The 15,457-nt window shown below is 74.8% G+C and carries 15 protein-coding genes; 3 read left to right on the forward strand and 12 right to left on the reverse strand.

Annotation, left to right across the window (positions count from 1 at the left end):
• Positions 1 to 48: 48 nt before the first annotated feature.
• From OG715_RS41265 to OG715_RS41300, 8 genes are all read right to left on the reverse strand, one after another.
• Positions 49 to 1,266 carry an acyl-CoA dehydrogenase family protein gene (locus OG715_RS41265; protein WP_266272044.1) on the reverse strand — a complete coding sequence of 406 codons (1,218 nt, stop codon included), beginning with the start codon at positions 1,264 to 1,266 and terminating at the stop codon, positions 49 to 51.
• Positions 1,267 to 1,277: 11 nt separating this feature from the next.
• Positions 1,278 to 2,336 carry an ABC transporter ATP-binding protein gene (locus tag OG715_RS41270; RefSeq protein WP_407661158.1) on the reverse strand — a complete coding sequence of 353 codons (1,059 nt, stop codon included), beginning with the start codon at positions 2,334 to 2,336 and terminating at the stop codon, positions 1,278 to 1,280.
• A 2-nt stretch (positions 2,337 to 2,338) separates the two neighbouring features.
• Positions 2,339 to 3,481 (reverse strand): ABC transporter ATP-binding protein, encoded by a 1,143-nt coding sequence (locus tag OG715_RS41275; RefSeq protein WP_266272041.1) that lies wholly within the window; start codon positions 3,479 to 3,481, stop codon positions 2,339 to 2,341.
• Positions 3,462 to 4,388 (reverse strand): ABC transporter permease, encoded by a 927-nt coding sequence (locus OG715_RS41280; RefSeq protein WP_266272040.1) that lies wholly within the window; start codon positions 4,386 to 4,388, stop codon positions 3,462 to 3,464. The genes OG715_RS41275 and OG715_RS41280 overlap by 20 nt, the downstream gene beginning before the upstream one ends.
• Entirely contained in the window at positions 4,385 to 5,458 is a 1,074-nt protein-coding gene (locus OG715_RS41285; RefSeq protein ID WP_266272039.1) for an ABC transporter permease, read from the reverse strand. The genes OG715_RS41280 and OG715_RS41285 overlap by 4 nt, the downstream gene beginning before the upstream one ends.
• Positions 5,455 to 7,005: an ABC transporter substrate-binding protein gene (locus OG715_RS41290; protein ID WP_266272038.1), complete on the reverse strand. Its 1,551-nt coding sequence runs from the start codon at positions 7,003 to 7,005 to the stop codon at positions 5,455 to 5,457. The genes OG715_RS41285 and OG715_RS41290 overlap by 4 nt, the downstream gene beginning before the upstream one ends.
• 699 nt (positions 7,006 to 7,704) lie before the next feature.
• On the reverse strand, positions 7,705 to 8,568 hold the full coding sequence (locus OG715_RS41295; RefSeq protein WP_266274532.1) for a DsbA family oxidoreductase: 864 nt from the start codon (positions 8,566 to 8,568) through the stop codon (positions 7,705 to 7,707).
• Positions 8,569 to 8,678: 110 nt separating this feature from the next.
• Positions 8,679 to 9,098, reverse strand: coding sequence for an RrF2 family transcriptional regulator (locus OG715_RS41300; protein WP_266272037.1), 420 nt, complete (start codon positions 9,096 to 9,098; stop codon positions 8,679 to 8,681).
• A 203-nt stretch (positions 9,099 to 9,301) separates the two neighbouring features.
• Here OG715_RS41300 and OG715_RS41305 point away from each other — a divergent pair, with 203 nt between their 5' ends.
• Positions 9,302 to 9,844, forward strand: a complete 543-nt coding sequence (locus OG715_RS41305) for a cupin domain-containing protein (RefSeq protein ID WP_266272036.1) — start codon at positions 9,302 to 9,304, stop codon at positions 9,842 to 9,844.
• Between the two features lie 16 nt (positions 9,845 to 9,860).
• On the opposite strand, the gene OG715_RS41310 is transcribed toward OG715_RS41305, so the two are convergent.
• Positions 9,861 to 10,739, reverse strand: coding sequence for a TauD/TfdA family dioxygenase (locus tag OG715_RS41310; protein WP_266272034.1), 879 nt, complete (start codon positions 10,737 to 10,739; stop codon positions 9,861 to 9,863).
• A gap of 135 nt (positions 10,740 to 10,874) precedes the next feature.
• Between OG715_RS41310 and OG715_RS41315 the strand changes: the two genes are divergently transcribed.
• Entirely contained in the window at positions 10,875 to 11,204 is a 330-nt protein-coding gene (locus tag OG715_RS41315; RefSeq protein ID WP_266272033.1) for a UBP-type zinc finger domain-containing protein, read from the forward strand.
• A 22-nt stretch (positions 11,205 to 11,226) separates the two neighbouring features.
• Here OG715_RS41315 and OG715_RS41320 read toward each other — a convergent pair whose 3' ends face one another.
• The gene (locus OG715_RS41320) at positions 11,227 to 11,745 is read right to left on the reverse strand and encodes a dihydrofolate reductase (RefSeq protein WP_266272032.1); all 519 of its coding nucleotides are present in this window, start codon (positions 11,743 to 11,745) and stop codon (positions 11,227 to 11,229) included.
• The gene (locus OG715_RS41325; RefSeq protein WP_266272031.1) at positions 11,742 to 12,539 is read right to left on the reverse strand and encodes a thymidylate synthase; all 798 of its coding nucleotides are present in this window, start codon (positions 12,537 to 12,539) and stop codon (positions 11,742 to 11,744) included. Before OG715_RS41325 ends, OG715_RS41320 begins: the two co-directional genes overlap by 4 nt.
• Before the next feature lie 428 nt (positions 12,540 to 12,967).
• Here OG715_RS41325 and rho point away from each other — a divergent pair, with 428 nt between their 5' ends.
• Positions 12,968 to 14,443: a transcription termination factor Rho gene (gene rho, locus OG715_RS41330; RefSeq protein ID WP_266272030.1), complete on the forward strand. Its 1,476-nt coding sequence runs from the start codon at positions 12,968 to 12,970 to the stop codon at positions 14,441 to 14,443.
• 51 nt (positions 14,444 to 14,494) lie between these two features.
• Here rho and OG715_RS41335 read toward each other — a convergent pair whose 3' ends face one another.
• Positions 14,495 to 15,274, reverse strand: a complete 780-nt coding sequence (locus tag OG715_RS41335) for an SDR family oxidoreductase (protein WP_266272029.1) — start codon at positions 15,272 to 15,274, stop codon at positions 14,495 to 14,497.
• Between the last annotated feature and the right edge of the window lie 183 nt (positions 15,275 to 15,457).

The raw sequence follows: 15,457 nt of genomic DNA on the forward strand, positions 1-15,457 counted from the left end.
AGGGGAGGGGAGGGGAGGGGAGGGGAGGGGAGGGGAGGAGGGAGCCGGTCAGCCGACCGTCGGGCGGTGCAGGGCGGCCCGGCCCCGGGCGAGCAGGACGGTGTCGTCCTGCGGGGTGTGCACCCGGGCGCACAGCACGTCGCGCAGGTGCCGCTGGAGCGGGTGGTGCCTGGTCAGGCCGTGGTTGCCCACCAGGGCGACGGCCCGCTGGACGGAGTCGACGGCGGCGCGGGTGCCGAGCAGCTTCGCCCCGGGCGCCTCGTCCACGGCCGACGGCTCGTCCGCGTCGACGGCTGCGGCCAGGGCGGCCACCAGCCGCTCGGCGCCGCCGAGTTCGACGTCGATCAGGCCGAGTTCGCTCTGGAAGCGGGGCAGGCTCGCCAGGGGCGCGCCCAGGGCGCTCGGGGTCCGCTCGTGCAGGAAGGCGGTGAGCCAGGACTGCGCCGCACGGGCGACGCCCAGGTAGAGGGCCGCCAGGCCGAGCGAGTTCCAGGCGGCGCCGACCGGGTCCCGGCCGCCCTCCGGGGTAGGGGCGGCGAGGCGTGCGGTGTGGTCGAGCGGGACTCGTACGGCGTCCAGCAGCACATCGTCGCTGCGGCTGGCCCGCAGGCCGAGGTGGTCCCAGGTCGGCTCGACGGTGATGCCGGGCAGGTCGCCGCGGACCAGGAACGAGCCGACCCGGGGCTCGGGTTCGTCGGTGCGGGCCCACACCAGCAGCCAGCGCAGCGCGGGCGCGCCGGTGGAGAAGATCTTGCGTCCGGTCAGCTCCCACCCGTCGCCGCGCCGTTCGGCCACCGTCGCCGGCAGCCCGCCGCGCACGGGGGTGCCGAGCTCCGGCTCCACCCGGACGTGGTTGACCAGGGTGGGACGCTCGGCCGACTCGGCGAGCAGGTGCGCCAGCGGACCGGCCGGCCAGTGGGCCTCGCGCGCCTCGGCGGCGTGGACGAACAGCGTCATCGCGGTGACCAGGGCGACCGCCGGGTCGCCCGCGCCGAGCGCGCGCAGGATCCGGACGGTGTCGGCGAGCCCGCGGCCGGGGCCGCCGTGCCGTTCGGCGACGGTCGCGGTGAGCAGACCGGCCCGGTGGACGAGCGCGATGCCCTCGGCGGGGAGGGTGGCGTCCCGGTCGTGCTCGGCGGCCCGCTCGGCGAGGGCGGCGGTCAGGGCGGGCAGCCCGTCGAGGTCGGGCGGTTCGTCGAGGGCACGAAGCGGGGGTGCCGGTCGGGCGGGTGCGGCGGGTGCGGGTGGTGCGGCGGCCGGGGGCATCGGGGCTGCTCCTAGGTGGTGGTGGCGTCGGGGGTGCGAACGGTGTCGTCCGGGTGGAGCCGGGCCCGCCAGTCCGGGGTGTGGTGGCAGGCGACGGCGTGCGCCTCCGGACCCGTGGTGGAGACCGCGGGGGCCGGGCCGAGTTCCGGCACCGCCGCGCAGGCCGTGTCCGCGACCGGGCACCGGTGCGCGAACCCGCAGCCCCCGGCGGGGACGGCGGCCCCGGCCGGCGCCCGCAGCAGCCGCAGCACGGTCCGCCGGGCGGGATCCGGGCCCGGCGCCGAGGCGGCCAGCAGCGCGCTGTACGGGTGCAGCGGCCGGTCCAGTACCGCCTCCGCCGGGCCCTGCTCGACGATCCGGCCCCGGTAGAGCACGGCGATCCGGTCGGCGATCCCGGCCAGCGAGTCGAGGTCGTGCGAGATCACCACGACGGCCAGTCCCAGTTCATGGCGGAGCCGGTCCAGCAGGCGCAGCACGTGGTTGCGGTTGGAGGCGTCCAGGGCGCTGGCCGGTTCGTCGGCCAGCAGCAGCCGGGGCCGTCCGACGATGGCCCGGGCCAGGGCGACCCGCTGGCGCTGGCCGCCCGACAGCGCGCCGGGGGTGCGGGAGGCGAGCGCGGTGTCCAGGCCGACCTGGTCGAGCGCCTCCCGCACCCTCGGCCCGTGCTCGGAACGGGGGACGCCGGCCACGGCGAGCGGTTCGCCGACGAGGCGGGCCACCGTCAGATCGGGGTCGAGGGAACGCAGCGGGTCCTGGAACATGTACTGGACGGTGCCGGTACGCCGCGCCGTCCGCAGGGACCGGCCGTGCAGGGCGGTGCGGTCGGTGCCGTCCACGGTGATCCGGCCGGCGGTGACGGGGGCGAGCCCGGCCACGGCCCGGGCGAGGGTGGTCTTCCCGGAGCCGGTCTCCCCGATGAGGCCCAGGATCTCGCCGGAGCGTGCCTCCAGGTCGACCCCGCCGAGCACGGGGGTGCGGCCGTAGCGGACCTCCAACCGCTCGATCCGCAGGGTGGGGGATCCGGTGGCGGGCGTCGGCCCGTCCGTGATCGACGGGGCGATGGTGGTGATGCTCACATCGGGACCTCCGTTCGTTGCGTGGCGTCCGCCCGATCGCGGACGCCGGTGAGGAGCAGTTCCGCGCTGCGCAGGCAGCGCGCCGCCCGGCCGGCGGCGCCGGTGTCGCTTCCGGTGCCGCTTCGAGGGCCGGTCCCCGGGGCGGGGACGGGCGTGAGCGGGACGGCCTGCTCGGTGCAGACGGGGGTGGCGTACTCGCATCGGGGGGCGAAGCGGCAGCCTGCCCCGGTGGCGCCGGGCTCGGGCGGCCGGCCGGGGATGACGGCGAGCTCCCGGCGGTCGCGGCGGCCCAGGGCGGCGACCCGCAGCAGCGCCTCGGTGTACGGGTGGGCCGGGGCGGCGACCACCTCGGCGGTGGGGCCCTCCTCGACGACCTCGCCCGCGTAGAGCACGAGGACCCGGTCGCACACCTCGGCGACCACCGCCAGGTCGTGGCTGACCAGCAGCAGGGCCAGCCCGTGCCGGTCGCGCAGCACGTCCAGCAGGTCCAGCACCTCGGCCTGGACGACGGTGTCCAGCGCGGTGGTGGCCTCGTCGGCGACCAGCAGCTGCGGTTCGCCGGAGATCGCGACCGCGATCAGGACCCGCTGGAGCATGCCGCCGGAGAGTTCGTGCGGGTAGCTGTCGTGGACCCGCTCCGGGTCGTGCAGTCCGACGGCCTCGAAGAGTTCCACCGCCCGTCGGCGGGCCTCGGCCCGGGTGAGCCCGCGTCGGCGCAGCGGCTCGCCGAGCTGGCGCCCGACGGTGAGGGTGGGGTTGAGGTACGAGCCCGGGTCCTGGAAGACGGCGCCGATCCGGGTGCCGCGCACCTGTTGCCACTGGCGGTCGGTCAGGGCGACGAGATCCGCGTCGTTGCCGTTGCCGTCGCCGTCGTCCGCCGTGCCGCCGAGGACGATCCGTCCGGCGGACACGGCGACGCCGGGCGACGGCAGGCCGAGCACCGAGCGGCAGGTGAGCGTCTTGCCGCTGCCGGACTCGCCGACCAGCCCGACGGCCTCGCCGGGGAGGATGTCGAACGAGACGTCGCGGACGGCCTCGGTGCGGCCGTGGCCGACGGTCACGTGCAGCCCCTCGACCCGCAGCGCGGCGGTGCGATCGGCAGAAGCGGGACGGTCGGGCTCAGGCGGGGTGGGGGACATGGTCGTGCTCCTTCCGGTCCGGTACGGACGGCACGTCCGACGCGGCACGCCTCCCGGCAACCCGGCGCGTGCGGGCGGTGGCCGGAGCGGCGCCGGTCCGGTCGGTGTCCGCGAGGACGTCGGCCAGCAGGTTCAGCGCCCCGACGGTGAGCATGATCAGCACGGCGGGCGGGACCGGTGCCCACGGCTGCTGGGCCAGGAAGCCGAGGTCGCTGGCGAGCATGCCGCCCCAGGTCGGGGCCGGCGGTTGCACACCGATCCCGAGGAAGGTGAGGGAGGAGACCGTCAGCAGGCCGGTGGCCAGCGCGTGCGCGGAGGTGACGGCGACGGTCGGCAGCACCTTCCGCCAGATGTGCACCCGCAGGATCCAGGACCGGGAGGCACCCATCAGCTCGGCGGCCTCGACGTACTGGGCCCGGTCCAGCCCGAGCGCGGCGGCCCGGCTGACGCGGAAGAACAGCGGCGCGAGCAGGACGCCGAGCGCCAGCATCGCCTGGTGCAGCCCGTTGCCGAGCAGGCCGACGGCGGCGATCGCGAAGAGCGTGAACGGCAGCGTCATCAGGGAGTCCACGGCGCGCAGGACCAGCCAGGACCCGGCCGCGCCGAACCGCACCGACAGCAGCCCCGGGACGACCCCGAGCAGGGCGGCGACGGCCACCGCCTCGACGGCGGCGAGCACGGAGAGCCCGGTGCCGGCCAGCAACCGGCTCAGCACGTCGCGGCCCAGGTAGTCGGTACCCAGCAGGTGGTCCGCCGAGGGGCCGCCCAGGAGGTGGGCGGTGTCCTGGGCGAGCGGGTCCGCCGGGGCGATCCGTCCGCCGAACAGGGCCAGCAGCAGGACGAGGGCCAGGACGGCCAGCGCGGCGCGGGCGACGGGCACCCGCAGCGAGGCGCGCAGCGCGTTCACCGGGTCCCTCCCACGGCCGGCGCCGTCCCGGTCGCCTTCACCGCGCGTCCCTCCGGCCGGGGCCCGCGCCGGGCCACCGGGTTGAGGGCGAAGAGCACGGCGTCGACGGCCAGGTTCGCCACGAGCACCACCGCGACGGTGACCAGCAGGGTGCCCTGGATCACCGGCACGTCGTGCTGCTCGGCCGCCCGGAGGGAGAGTTGGGCGATCCCCGGCAGGTTGAAGATCCGCTCGGTGACCACGGCGCCGCCGATGAGGACCGGCACGCTCATGCCGAGCACGGTGAAGGCCGGACCGGCGGCGTTCCGCAGCGCGTGGCCGAACAGCACCCGGCGCCGGGAGAGTCCGCGCATCAGGGCGCCGGTCGCGTAGTTCCGGCGCAGCTCCGCGACCAGTGAGGTCCGCAGCTGGCGGGCGATGCCGGCGGCGGCGTCCAGGCTGAGGGCCAGCGCCGGCAGCAGCGCGAACCGCAGCCACTCGCCCGGCTGTCGGGAGAACGGCACGTATCCGCCGGAGGGCAGCAGCCGCAGCTGGACGGCGACCAGGGTGATCAGTCCGATCGCGATCACGAAGGCGGGCAGGGTGCCGAGGAGGGTGCAGCCGGCGGTGACCGCGCGGTCCAACCGGCCGCCGTTGCTGAGCGCCGCCGCGACACCGGCCGCACCACCCAGCAGGACGGCCAGCAGCAGGGCGAGACCGGCGATGGAGAGGTCGACCGGGAGCGCGGTGGCGATCGAGTCGGCGACCGGCACGGTGGTGAACCAGGAGGTCCCGAGGTCGCCGCCGACCGCGGCGAGCAACCAGTCGCCGTACTGCGCGGGCAGCGGCCGGTCCAGGCCGAACTCGTGGTCCAGCCGGGCGATGTCGGCCGCGGTGGCGGTCTCGCCGAGGACGGCGGCCGCCGGATTGGCGTCCGAGACGGCGCCGAGGCCGAAGGTGAGCAGCGAGGAGAGCAGGAAGACGGTGACCGTGCTCGCGAGCACCCGCCCCAGCGGGCGCGGGGCGCGCCCCGCCCGGCGGGCGAGGGGCCCCGCCAGCCGGGCGCCCGCGCGGGGCAGGACGGCGCTCACGAAGCGGTCACCCCCTCGAACCGCTGCACCGCCGTGAAGGCCGGGATCGGCGAGACGGACTTCCGCCGGGCCAGCAGCCGGGGGACGCTGTACAGGAAGGTGTTGGGCATCGTGCGCACCGCGAGCGCGGTCGCCGCCCGCAGCACCTTCGGGTACTCCGGCGAGTCCAGCGGGGTGCGCGAGACCTGCTCGACGGCGGCGGCCAGCTCCGGCGGCGTACGGCGGCCCGGGTTCATCAGGCCCTGCTCGCCGAACAGCACCTGGAAGGCCTGCGCGGCGGAGTCGCGGCCCGCGAACTGGTCGGTGAACAGGGCCTTTCCGTGCTGGATGTAGACGATCTGGGTGGCCTGCGCCGCCGGGACGACGTCGATGGTGGCCCGGATGCCGACCTCCTTCAGCTGCGCCTGGAGCTGCTCGGGCAGTCCCTGCGCGGCCGTGGTGGTCAGGGTGAGGTCGACGCCGTCGGGGTGGCCGGCCTCGGTGAGCAGCGCGCGCGCCTTCGCCGGGTCGTACCGGTAGAGGTCGGCCGAGGCGGGGTCGTAACCGACGTAACCCTTCGGGAACGGCTGGTGGTTGACCTCGCCGTAGCCGAACAGCTGGGTCTTGAGCAGGGCCTCCCGGTCGATCGCGAACTTGAGCGCCTCGACCACCTTGGGGTTGTCGAACGGCGCCTTCTCGACGTTGACGTCCAGTACCGCCACCACCAGGGACGGGATCACCTGGACCTCCAGGCCCGCCGCCTTGGCCGCGGCCACCTGGCTGCCCGGGATCTGGGCCACGTCGAACTGTCCGGACTGGAGCCCGGCGACCACGGTGGCGGCGTCCGGCAGCGGGTGGACCTCGAAGTTCTCCAGCTTGATCGCGGTCGCGTCCCAGTAGGCGGGGTTGCGCCGCAGCACGGCCTTGGCGTTCTGGGTGTAGGAGGTGAGGGTGAACGGCCCGGCGCCCGCCGGTCGGGTGGCCAGCCCGGCGGCGTCCGACTCGAAGGCCTTCGGGTTGACGACCATGCCGGTCTTGCCGGCCAGCAGGTTGGGTATCTGGTAGTCGGGCCGGGAGAGTTCGATCAGTACGGTCTGCGGGTCGGGCGCGGACACCTCGCGGACACTGGTGAGCTGCGGGGCGACCAGGGACTTGGCCTCGGTGCGCCCCCGGTCCAGGCTCTTCTTGACGGCCGCGGCGTCCAGCGGGGTGCCGTCGGAGAAGGTCAGCCCGGGGCGCAGGGTGAAGGTGACGGAGGTGCCGTCGGCGCTGAACTTCCACGCCGAGGCCAGCGCCGGTACGGCGGTGCCCTGTTCGTCGAGCTTGGTGAGGCCCGCGTAGACCAGCGACAGGGAGTGGACGTCCCAGCCCGCCGAGGAGAACACCGGATCCCACGAAGTCGGCAGCGCCCAGCCCCACTTGAGGGTGCCGCCGGTGGCGGAACCGCCCGTCCCGGCCTGCCCGGGGTCGCCGCACGCGGCGAGGGCGAGCGAGGCGCCGAGGCCCAGGCCGAGGCCGAGCAGGGAACGTCTGCCGAGCAGCGGGCGGTCGTTGGAGGAGCTGGTCATGACGGTCGGTCACCTTTCGGAAGGTGCGCGGCAGTTCCGGCTGCGGGTGCGGGTGCGGGTGCGGCTGCGGGTGCGGGTGCGGGCACGGGTACGGTCGCGGGCCGGAGCGCGGGATGGGGGCAGGGCGGTGGGCGGAGCAACGGCGCGGCGAGGCTGGCCGGGAGTGCGCGGGCGGGAGTGCGCGGACGGGCGGCGCGGTCGGGGCCGACGGGCGGTGCCGAGGACCGGGAGACGCGTGGGAGGCGCGGGGGGTGGCGTTCGGCCGGGGGAGAGGGCCGGTCCGCCGGGAACCCGGGGCCCGGGCGGCGCCGGGTCCAGGGCCCGGAGCGCCGGGGGGCAGGGTGCCTACGAGCGGTTCGCCCGGGCGGGCCGGGCATCGGCGGAGTCGTGGCCGCCAGGTCCGGACGCGGTCAACAACAGTGGGTGCTGCTGGTGCGTCGGTGACTCGTCCAGCGGCGCACCAGGAGGGGGTGCGTGGAGGTCATGGACTCATCCTGGCCAGGTCAGCGGCCTGCTGTCAATGGACACCAAAAGGTGTCCCTTTGCTTCGACGGATGCCGCAACACGCCCTCAATGTGCCGTTCACGCGGCACGTTTGCGACGTCCACGGAGCGTCGTTGCGGCGGCGGGATCCGGCCGGTGCGCCGCGTGCGGGGCGGCGCCGTGTGACGTCTTGGTCCCGTTCGGAGGGGAGGTCCGTCAGTCTCCGGCGGGGGAGCGGTGGGCCGCCACGACGGCCGGGCCGGAGCGCTCCTGCGGGTGGAGGACGACGTCCCCGTTCGCGGTCCGTACGCGCCGGGCGCCGGGCGGAAGGCTTCCGGTCGCTCCGGCCAGCTCGGGTCCGGTCAGGCTCCGGTAGCGCTCCAACAGGTCCGCGGCGGTGGGAGCGCCGTCCGTCGGCGGCAGCGGCGCGCGGGAGACCGAGGCCAGCGCGGTCCGGTACTCGTCCACGCTCCGCCACCCCGGCACCACCCGGCGCCCGCCCGGCCCGGTGAACACCACGGTCGGCAGCGCGTACCGGTGGCCGCCGTCCTCGGTCTCCTTCGCCGCCCCCGGGTGCGGTCCGTCCCCGCGCAGGCCGATCACCTCCGGCAGCGGCCGGCGGGCCTCGGCGCGGTCGCGGCACACCCGCTCGCGGACGGCCGCGGAGGCCAGATCGGCCCGCAGTCGCGGCTCGTCGAGGCCGGGCACCCCCGCCACCGCCGCGAGCACGCGCCGGGGCGTGTCGGCGGGCTCGCCCAGCACGAACACGCTCTCCCGCAGCCGGCGCAGCACCCGGTCGGCGACCAGCGGGCCCTGCGCCTCGGCGGCGGCCGCCGCCAGCGAGGACGGCCAGCTGCTCGCCGCCACCCAGCCCAGCCGGGCTGCTCTCGGCGCGCCCGCGTGGTCGGTGATCCGCTCGACGTACCCGGCGTACCAGGCCGTCTCGGCGGCCGGGGCCGGCGCGGGCTCCTCGTCCTCGTCGAACAGCACCCCGAAGACCCGCCGGTGCCGGCAGCGGCCCTCCGCCTCGCGCAGCAGCGCCCGCAGCCTCGGCTCGGCCGCCCAGGACCACGGGCACATCGGGTCGGTGTACTCCACGACCTCGACCTGGTCTCCGGCCCCGGCCCCGGCCCCGGCCCCGGCCTCGTCCCCGGCCTCGTCCCCGGCCTCGTCCCCGACCCGGTCCCCACTCACGCGGTCGCCACCCGGTCGGCGGAGCGCACCAGTTGGGCCACCGTCGTGCCCGAGAGGATCTCCACGGCACGCTCCTCGACGCTGCGCCAGACCGACGGCAGTGCGTGCGCGGGGCCCGGGTAGTCGAGTCCGGCCAGCGGCTCGCCGCGCAGGGTGATCACCTCGCCGTCCACCGCGCGCACCACGTCCAGCAGGGTGATCTCCTCGGCCGTCCGACCGAGCCAGTAGCCGCCCTCGCAGCCGCGCTGGCTGCGGACCAGCCCGGCCCGCCGCAGTTCGCCCACCACGGACTTGAGGAACCGGAACGGGATGCCCTGGGAGGCGGCGATGGCCTCGCAGGTGAGTGGGCGCGACGTGTCGCAGGCGAGCTCGACCAGAGCCCGGGCGGCGTAGTCGGCCTTGGCGGATATGTGCATGCACCCGAGTATCCCCCGGGCGGAGCGGTGCTCAAGTCCCTTGTCCGCCAAGGGCGGGCCCGGTCGGCGGGAAAAGACACCTCTTGACATCCTTTTGCCGCCGGGCCTAGCGTCCGGTGACATCCCGGGGCGTCGGGCGCGGCCGGGGGAGGTACCGGGAGACGCCGCCCCTGCCCCACTTCCTGCCGCGACCTAGGAGCACCATGTCCGCCGAACCCCACCCGCACACCCCCGCGAACGCCGCCGAGGGGGCGGCCGTCGTCACGGAGCCCGGCACCGGCTTCCACCCGCACCTGCACGGCGCGGACGCTCCCGCCGGCACCGCCCTGAGGGCCCGGCTGCACCACATCCGCGCCGGCGAACTCGACGACGGCACCGCCCAGACCGGCGGGATGCGGCGCTTCGCCGCGATCAGCGGACGGACGGTCGGCTCGGAGAAGCTCTGGATGGGACAGACCCACGTCGCCCCCTCGACCGCCTCCTCCGACCACCACCACGGCGAGTCCGAGACCGCCATCCACGTGGTCAGCGGGCACCCCGAGTTCGTCTTCGTCGACGACTCGTCCGGCACGCCCGAGGAGATCCGCCTGCGCACGGGCCCGGGCGACTACATCTTCGTCCCGCCCTTCGTCCCGCACCGCGAGGAGAACCCGGACCCGGACGAGGAGGCGGTCGTCGTCATCGCCCGCAGCACCCAGGAAGCCATCGTGGTCAACCTCCCCGGCCTCTACGCCCTCGGCGACTGACCTCGCCGGCGATTTCTCACCGGGCGGCGGGCCGGTCCGCCCAGACCCGGGCCAGACAGCGCCGCTCGCCCGGACCGGCGGGATCCCTGAACCCGGTCCGCCCGTGCAGGACGGCCGTGTTGTCCAGGAGCAGGAGATCACCCCGGCGCAACGGGACCCGCAGGACCGTCCCCGGGTCGGTGAGCACCCCGTGGAGGGTGTCCAGCGCCGCCTGCCGACCCGGCGGGAACGGCAGGCCGGCCTCGCGCTGGCCGCGCTCGATCCAGTAGCGGTTGTACTGGACGTGCAGGCCGTGGCGGCGCTGCTGGAAGACGGGGGAGACGCGGTCGAAGTCCGGTCCGCGCCCGAAGTGGAAGTCCTGGTAGAGGTGGTGCAGCGCGGACGGGTCCTGCTCCGCGAGGCGGTCGTGGACGGCGCGGGCGCTGACGAGCAGCGACTCGCCACCGGCCCGGGCGGGGCGGATGCACAGCAGACCCAGCAGCCACGGCGACTCGGGGCCGTGCGACCGGTCGGTGTGCGGGTCGAGCGTCCTGGCGTCCCCCTCCCGCTGCCTGGCGAGGTCGGCGGCCGAGAGCTCGATGGCCGGCGCGCTCTCGGCGGTCAGCAGGTCGTCCGCCGACGGGCCCGCCGGCAGCGGCAGCACCGTGCCCAGCCGCGCGGCGAAGCGTCGGCACAGCTCGGCGCACTCCGGATCACCGAGGCCGTCCAGCTCCAGGCCGCGCACCAGGGCCAGCCCCGGCCCGTGGCGCAGGCCGTGGGCGACGCGGGCCACGACGTCGTCCGCGGCGTGCGGTCCGCCGGGAGAGCTTCGCGACCACGGAACGAGCCAGTCCTGCTCGTCCAAGGTGTCCGGCGTCCAGGCCCGGGGCCCCGGCCCCTCGGCACGTCCCGTCATCTGTGGTCCCCTTCCGGCCGAACGAGCGGGAGTCCCGACACGTTGTTCCCTGCCCGGCAAGCCGAAAACCCCGCCGCCCCGGCCTCCGGACGGCCCGCTCTGCGCCGCCGCGGTCGGCCTCGTAGGGTGTGCCTTGTGAACGATCGGCACCAATGGCGGGTCGCGCCCGATCCCGGCCGGGCCGTCCAACCGACCTGCGACCACCTCGACGGGCTGCGCGAGGTGCCCGCGAACGCGGCCCCCGGCTGCGAGGACTGCCTGCGGGACGGCGGCACCTGGGTGAACCTGCTGGCCTGCCTGAGCTGCGGGCACATCGGCTGCTGCGACAGCTCCCCGGGGCAGCACGCCTACCGGCACGCCCAGGCCCACCGCGCCCACCACCTCGCCCGCTCGCTCCGGCCCGGCGAGGACTGGGCCTGGTGCTACACCGACGAGGTCTACCTGCGCCCTGCCCCACCCGCGTGACCGCGAGGGTGGGCCCGAGAGGTCAGTCCGAGTCGCCGCTTCGCGCGTACGTGCGGATCCGGTAGCGCACACCGGTCACCGAGGTCTGCGGTCCGCCGTCCTCGGTGACGGTCCAGGCGGGGCCGACGGCGGGGGCGTAGGTGTCACCCGGAACCGACAGGTCGACCTCGGTGACCGACAGGGTCGCGGCCCGGTCGACGACCTGGCGGTAGAGCTGCCCGCCGCCGATCACCCAGGTCTCGGCACCCGTGCCCAGCCCTGGTTCCGAGGCCGCGAGGTCCAGCGCCTCGTCGAGGGACCCGGCGCGCTCCGCGCCGGCCGCGGACCACTCCGGGTTGCGGGTCACCACGATGTTGCGACGCCCGGGCAGCGGGCGGAACCGCGGTGGGAGCGACTCCCAGGTGCGGCGGCCCATCACCACGGGGCGCCCCAGGGTGGTCGCCTTGAAGTGCGCGAGATCCTCGGGCAGGTGCCACGGCATCGCGTTGTCCGCGCCGATCACACCGTCCGGCGTCTGGGCCCAGATCAGTCCGATCCTCATACCGCGACCGGTGCCTTGATCGCCGGGTGGTGCCGGTAGTCGACCATCTCCACGTCGCCGAACGCGTAGTCGAAGAGCGAATCGGCCTGCCGCAGCCGCAGCTCGGGGAAGTCGAACGGCGTCCGCGATAGCTGCTCCGTCACCTGCTCCAGGTGGTTGTCGTAGATGTGGCAGTCACCGCCGGTCCAGATGAAGTCCCCCGGCTCCAGGCCCACCTGCTGCGCGACCATGTGGGTGAGCAGCGCGTAACTGGCGATGTTGAACGGGACCCCGAGGAACAGGTCGGCGCTGCGCTGGTAGAGCTGGCAGGAGAGCCGGCCGTCGGCCACGTAGAACTGGAACAGGGCGTGGCACGGGGCGAGTGCCATGGCGTCCAGCTCGCCGACGTTCCAGGCCGAGACGAGCATCCGGCGCGAGTCCGGGTCGTTGCGCAGCGTGTCGAGGACCTGACTGATCTGGTCGACGTGCCGGCCGTCGGGTGTGGGCCAGCTGCGCCACTGGACGCCGTAGACGGGGCCGAGGTCGCCCTCGCGGTCGGCCCACTCGTCCCAGATGGTGACCCCGTGCTCACGCAGCCACTTCACGTTGGACTCGCCGCGCAGGAACCACAGCAGCTCGTACACCACGGACTTCAGGTGCACCTTCTTGGTGGTGACCAGCGGAAACCCCTGCGAGAGGTCGTAGCGCAACTGGTGCCCGAACACGCTCCGGGTACCGGTGCCCGTCCGGTCGGCCTTGGCCGTCCCGGCGGTGAGCGTGTGCTTCAACAGGTCTTCGTACTGGGTGTCCACCACGAGGGGCAAGTGTACGTGCCCGTCCTGTGAGCCCCCGCCCGCGACGGGTCGGGACGGAGACATCGGTATTCCGGGGCGCCGCAGCCGCCCGTGGTGCTACCCTGCATACAGGCGATGCTGGAAGCCCACCTCTCGGGGTGCGGGAACCAGGCGCTGTTCCACAATCGGGCCCCCATTGATGGCCGGCCCGGACACCGGCGGACCGAAGCACTTCCAACGTTCCGTTCCCGGCACATCCGCAGCAGTCGAGTGCGCTCGCCCCGGGCATCCTTCGGGCGAACCCGCGTCAATGCGACAGCCGACGCCACCCGTACGGACCTCTTCATGGCCGTGCCAGGGCCGCTCCGCCCGCCGTCCCGCGCATCTGCCCGGCCACTCGCAACGGCCGCCGCGCCACCACACCCTTCACACCACAGGAGTACCTGCTCGTGACCACCACCACCGAACCGATCACCACCACCGCGACCACGACGTCGCTGGACGGTCTGCTGAAGGCCGACCTGCACCAACTCGCCTCCGCCCTGGGCATCCAGGGTGCCGCCCGACTGCGCAAGGGCGAACTCGTCGAGGCGATCACCTCCACGCGCTCCACCTCCACGCACTCCACCCCTACGCGCTCCGCCGTCCGCCCGTCGGCGCCGACCGAAGTGCCCCGGCCCGCACAGCGGGCCCGCGCCCGCTCCGACGGACCGGCGCAGCCGGACACCGCCGCCGCGAGCGACCTCCTCCCCGTCGCCGGAGTGCTGGACATCCGCGAGGGCCACGCCGTGCTGCGCACCTCCGGCTACCTCCCCGGGCCCACCGACGTGCACCTGCCCGCCGGCCAGGTGCGCGCGCTCGGCCTGCGCACCGGCGACGTCCTGACCGGCGCGATCCACTCGGGCACGGCCCGCCCCGGCTCGGCCCGCTCCCGTGCGAACGGTGCCAGTGCCAACGGTGCCCGTGCGAACGGAGCCCGCCCGCAGCTGGCCCGGGTCGACACGGTCAACGGCGACCCCGCCGAGGCGTCCCGGCCCCGCCCGGCGTTCCACGAACTGACGCCGCTGTACCCGCACTGCCAGCTGCGCCTGGAGACCGAGAGCGACCCGCGGCAGCTGACGGGCCGTGTCATCGACCTGGTGGCGCCGATCGGAAAGGGCCAGCGCGGCCTGATCGTGGCACCGCCGAAGGCGGGAAAGACCCTCGTCCTGCAGTCGATCGCGGAGTCGATCGCCCGCAACCACCCCGAGGCGCACCTGATGGTCGTCCTGGTCGACGAACGCCCGGAGGAGGTCACCGACATGCGCCGCTCGGTCAAGGGCGAGGTCATCGCCTCCACCTTCGACCGGCCCGCCCGCGAGCACATCGCGCTGGCCGAACTCGCCATCGAGCGCGCCAAGCGCCTCGTCGAACTCGGCCACGACGTGGTCGTCTTGCTCGACTCCCTCACCCGCCTCGCCCGCGCCCACAACGCCAACGCCCCCGCGAACGGGCGGACCCTCAGCGGCGGCCTCGACGCGAGCGTCCTCCAGTACCCGAAGCGGCTCTTCGGCGCGGCGCGCAGCATCGAGAACGGCGGTTCGCTGACCATCCTGGCCACCGCCCTCGTCGACACCGGCTCCCGGATGGACGACCTGATCTTCGAGGAGTTCAAGAGCACCGGCAACATGGAGCTCCGCCTCGACCGCCGCCTCGCCGACCGGCGCGTCTTCCCGGCCGTCGACGTCAAGGCCTCCGGCACCCGCCGCGAGGAACTCCTCCTCGGCCCCGTCCGCACCCCCGCGACCTGGGCGCTGCGCCGGGCCCTGGGCGGCCTCGACACCCAGCAGGCCACCGAACTCCTCCTGGACCGCGTGAAGCGCACCCGCGGCAACGCCGACCTGCTGCGCCAGGTGGTCACCAACTCCCCGTCCCACCAGGCCTGAACGCAGAGCACCTCCGCCCGCGCGCCGGTCCGAAAAGCCCCCGCCGGTGGCTCAGCTGCCCGTGATCGGGCCGAGGTACGTACCGCCGGAGGCGTCGACGGTCTGGCCGGTGACCCAGCGGCCCCGCGGACCGGCCAGGAAGCCCACCACGTCGGCGATGTCCTCGGGTTCGCCGATCCGTCCGAGCGCCGTGACCGCCTCCAGTCCGGCCACCGCCTCGGGGAACCCGGTCCACGCGGCGGTCATGTCGGTCAGTACCACTCCGGGTTCGACCGTGTTCACCGTGATCCCGCGCCGGCCCAACTCGTTGGCCAGCGAGGGAGCGAGGGCGGCCAGCGCTGCCTTGGTGACGGTGTAGCCGATCTGGAGCGGGTTCGCGATCCGGGTGGCGGCAGAGCCGATGTTGATGATCCGTCCGCCCTCGCGCAGCAAGGGCAGCGCCCGCTGGACCACGAAGACAGGAGCGCTCACATTGACCGCCAGCAGCCGCGCGAACTCCTCCTCGGTGAGCTGCCCGATCGAAGCGGCCGTGTGGATGCCCGCGTTGTTGACGAGAACGTCCAGACCGACCGCGCCGCGGTCCGCCAGTCCGGCTGTGAGCCCCTCGAACAGCCGGTCCACCGCACCGCTCTCGCCGAACGCGGCCTGCACGGCGAACGCCCGCCCGCCGGCCTTGCCGACGAGTGCCACGGTCTCGGCCGCGGCGGCCTCGTTGCCGCCGTGGTGGACCGCGACCAACGCTCCCTCGGCGGCCAGCCGCAGGACGACCGCACGCCCGATTCCCCTTGAGCCGCCCGTCACCAGCGCCGTCCTGCCGGTCAGTTCCCCCACGTCGCCTCCTCCTTCACGCCGCTCCGGAACGCCGCCGTCCCGGTGACCGCTCGATGCCGAACGGCCTCGACTCTCCCGACCGCACTGTACGGGGGAGGCGAACGACCGGAGAACATGACAGTCGGTCAATTCGATTCTCCGAGAACGCCATTCGCCTTGATCGAGAGTCGGAGCCGGGTCGGC

It is taken from the genome of Kitasatospora purpeofusca, assembly GCF_036010405.1.
Classification (GTDB): domain Bacteria; phylum Actinomycetota; class Actinomycetes; order Streptomycetales; family Streptomycetaceae; genus Kitasatospora; species Kitasatospora purpeofusca.

What these genes read in the sequence shown, in the direction of transcription:
- OG715_RS41290 (WP_266272038.1), bottom strand. Translation starts at nt 7,005, where the DNA reads ATGACCAGCTCCTCCAACGACCGCCCGCTGCTCGGCAGACGTTCCCTG.
- OG715_RS41295 (WP_266274532.1), bottom strand. Translation starts at nt 8,568, where the DNA reads ATGTGCCCGTGGTCCTGGGCGGCCGAGCCGAGGCTGCGGGCGCTGCTG.
- OG715_RS41275 (WP_266272041.1), bottom strand. Translation starts at nt 3,481, where the DNA reads ATGTCCCCCACCCCGCCTGAGCCCGACCGTCCCGCTTCTGCCGATCGC.
- OG715_RS41305 (WP_266272036.1), top strand. Translation starts at nt 9,302, where the DNA reads ATGTCCGCCGAACCCCACCCGCACACCCCCGCGAACGCCGCCGAGGGG.
- OG715_RS41300 (WP_266272037.1), bottom strand. Translation starts at nt 9,098, where the DNA reads ATGCACATATCCGCCAAGGCCGACTACGCCGCCCGGGCTCTGGTCGAG.
- OG715_RS41265 (WP_266272044.1), bottom strand. Translation starts at nt 1,266, where the DNA reads ATGCCCCCGGCCGCCGCACCACCCGCACCCGCCGCACCCGCCCGACCG.
- OG715_RS41320 (WP_266272032.1), bottom strand. Translation starts at nt 11,745, where the DNA reads ATGAGGATCGGACTGATCTGGGCCCAGACGCCGGACGGTGTGATCGGC.
- OG715_RS41310 (WP_266272034.1), bottom strand. Translation starts at nt 10,739, where the DNA reads ATGACGGGACGTGCCGAGGGGCCGGGGCCCCGGGCCTGGACGCCGGAC.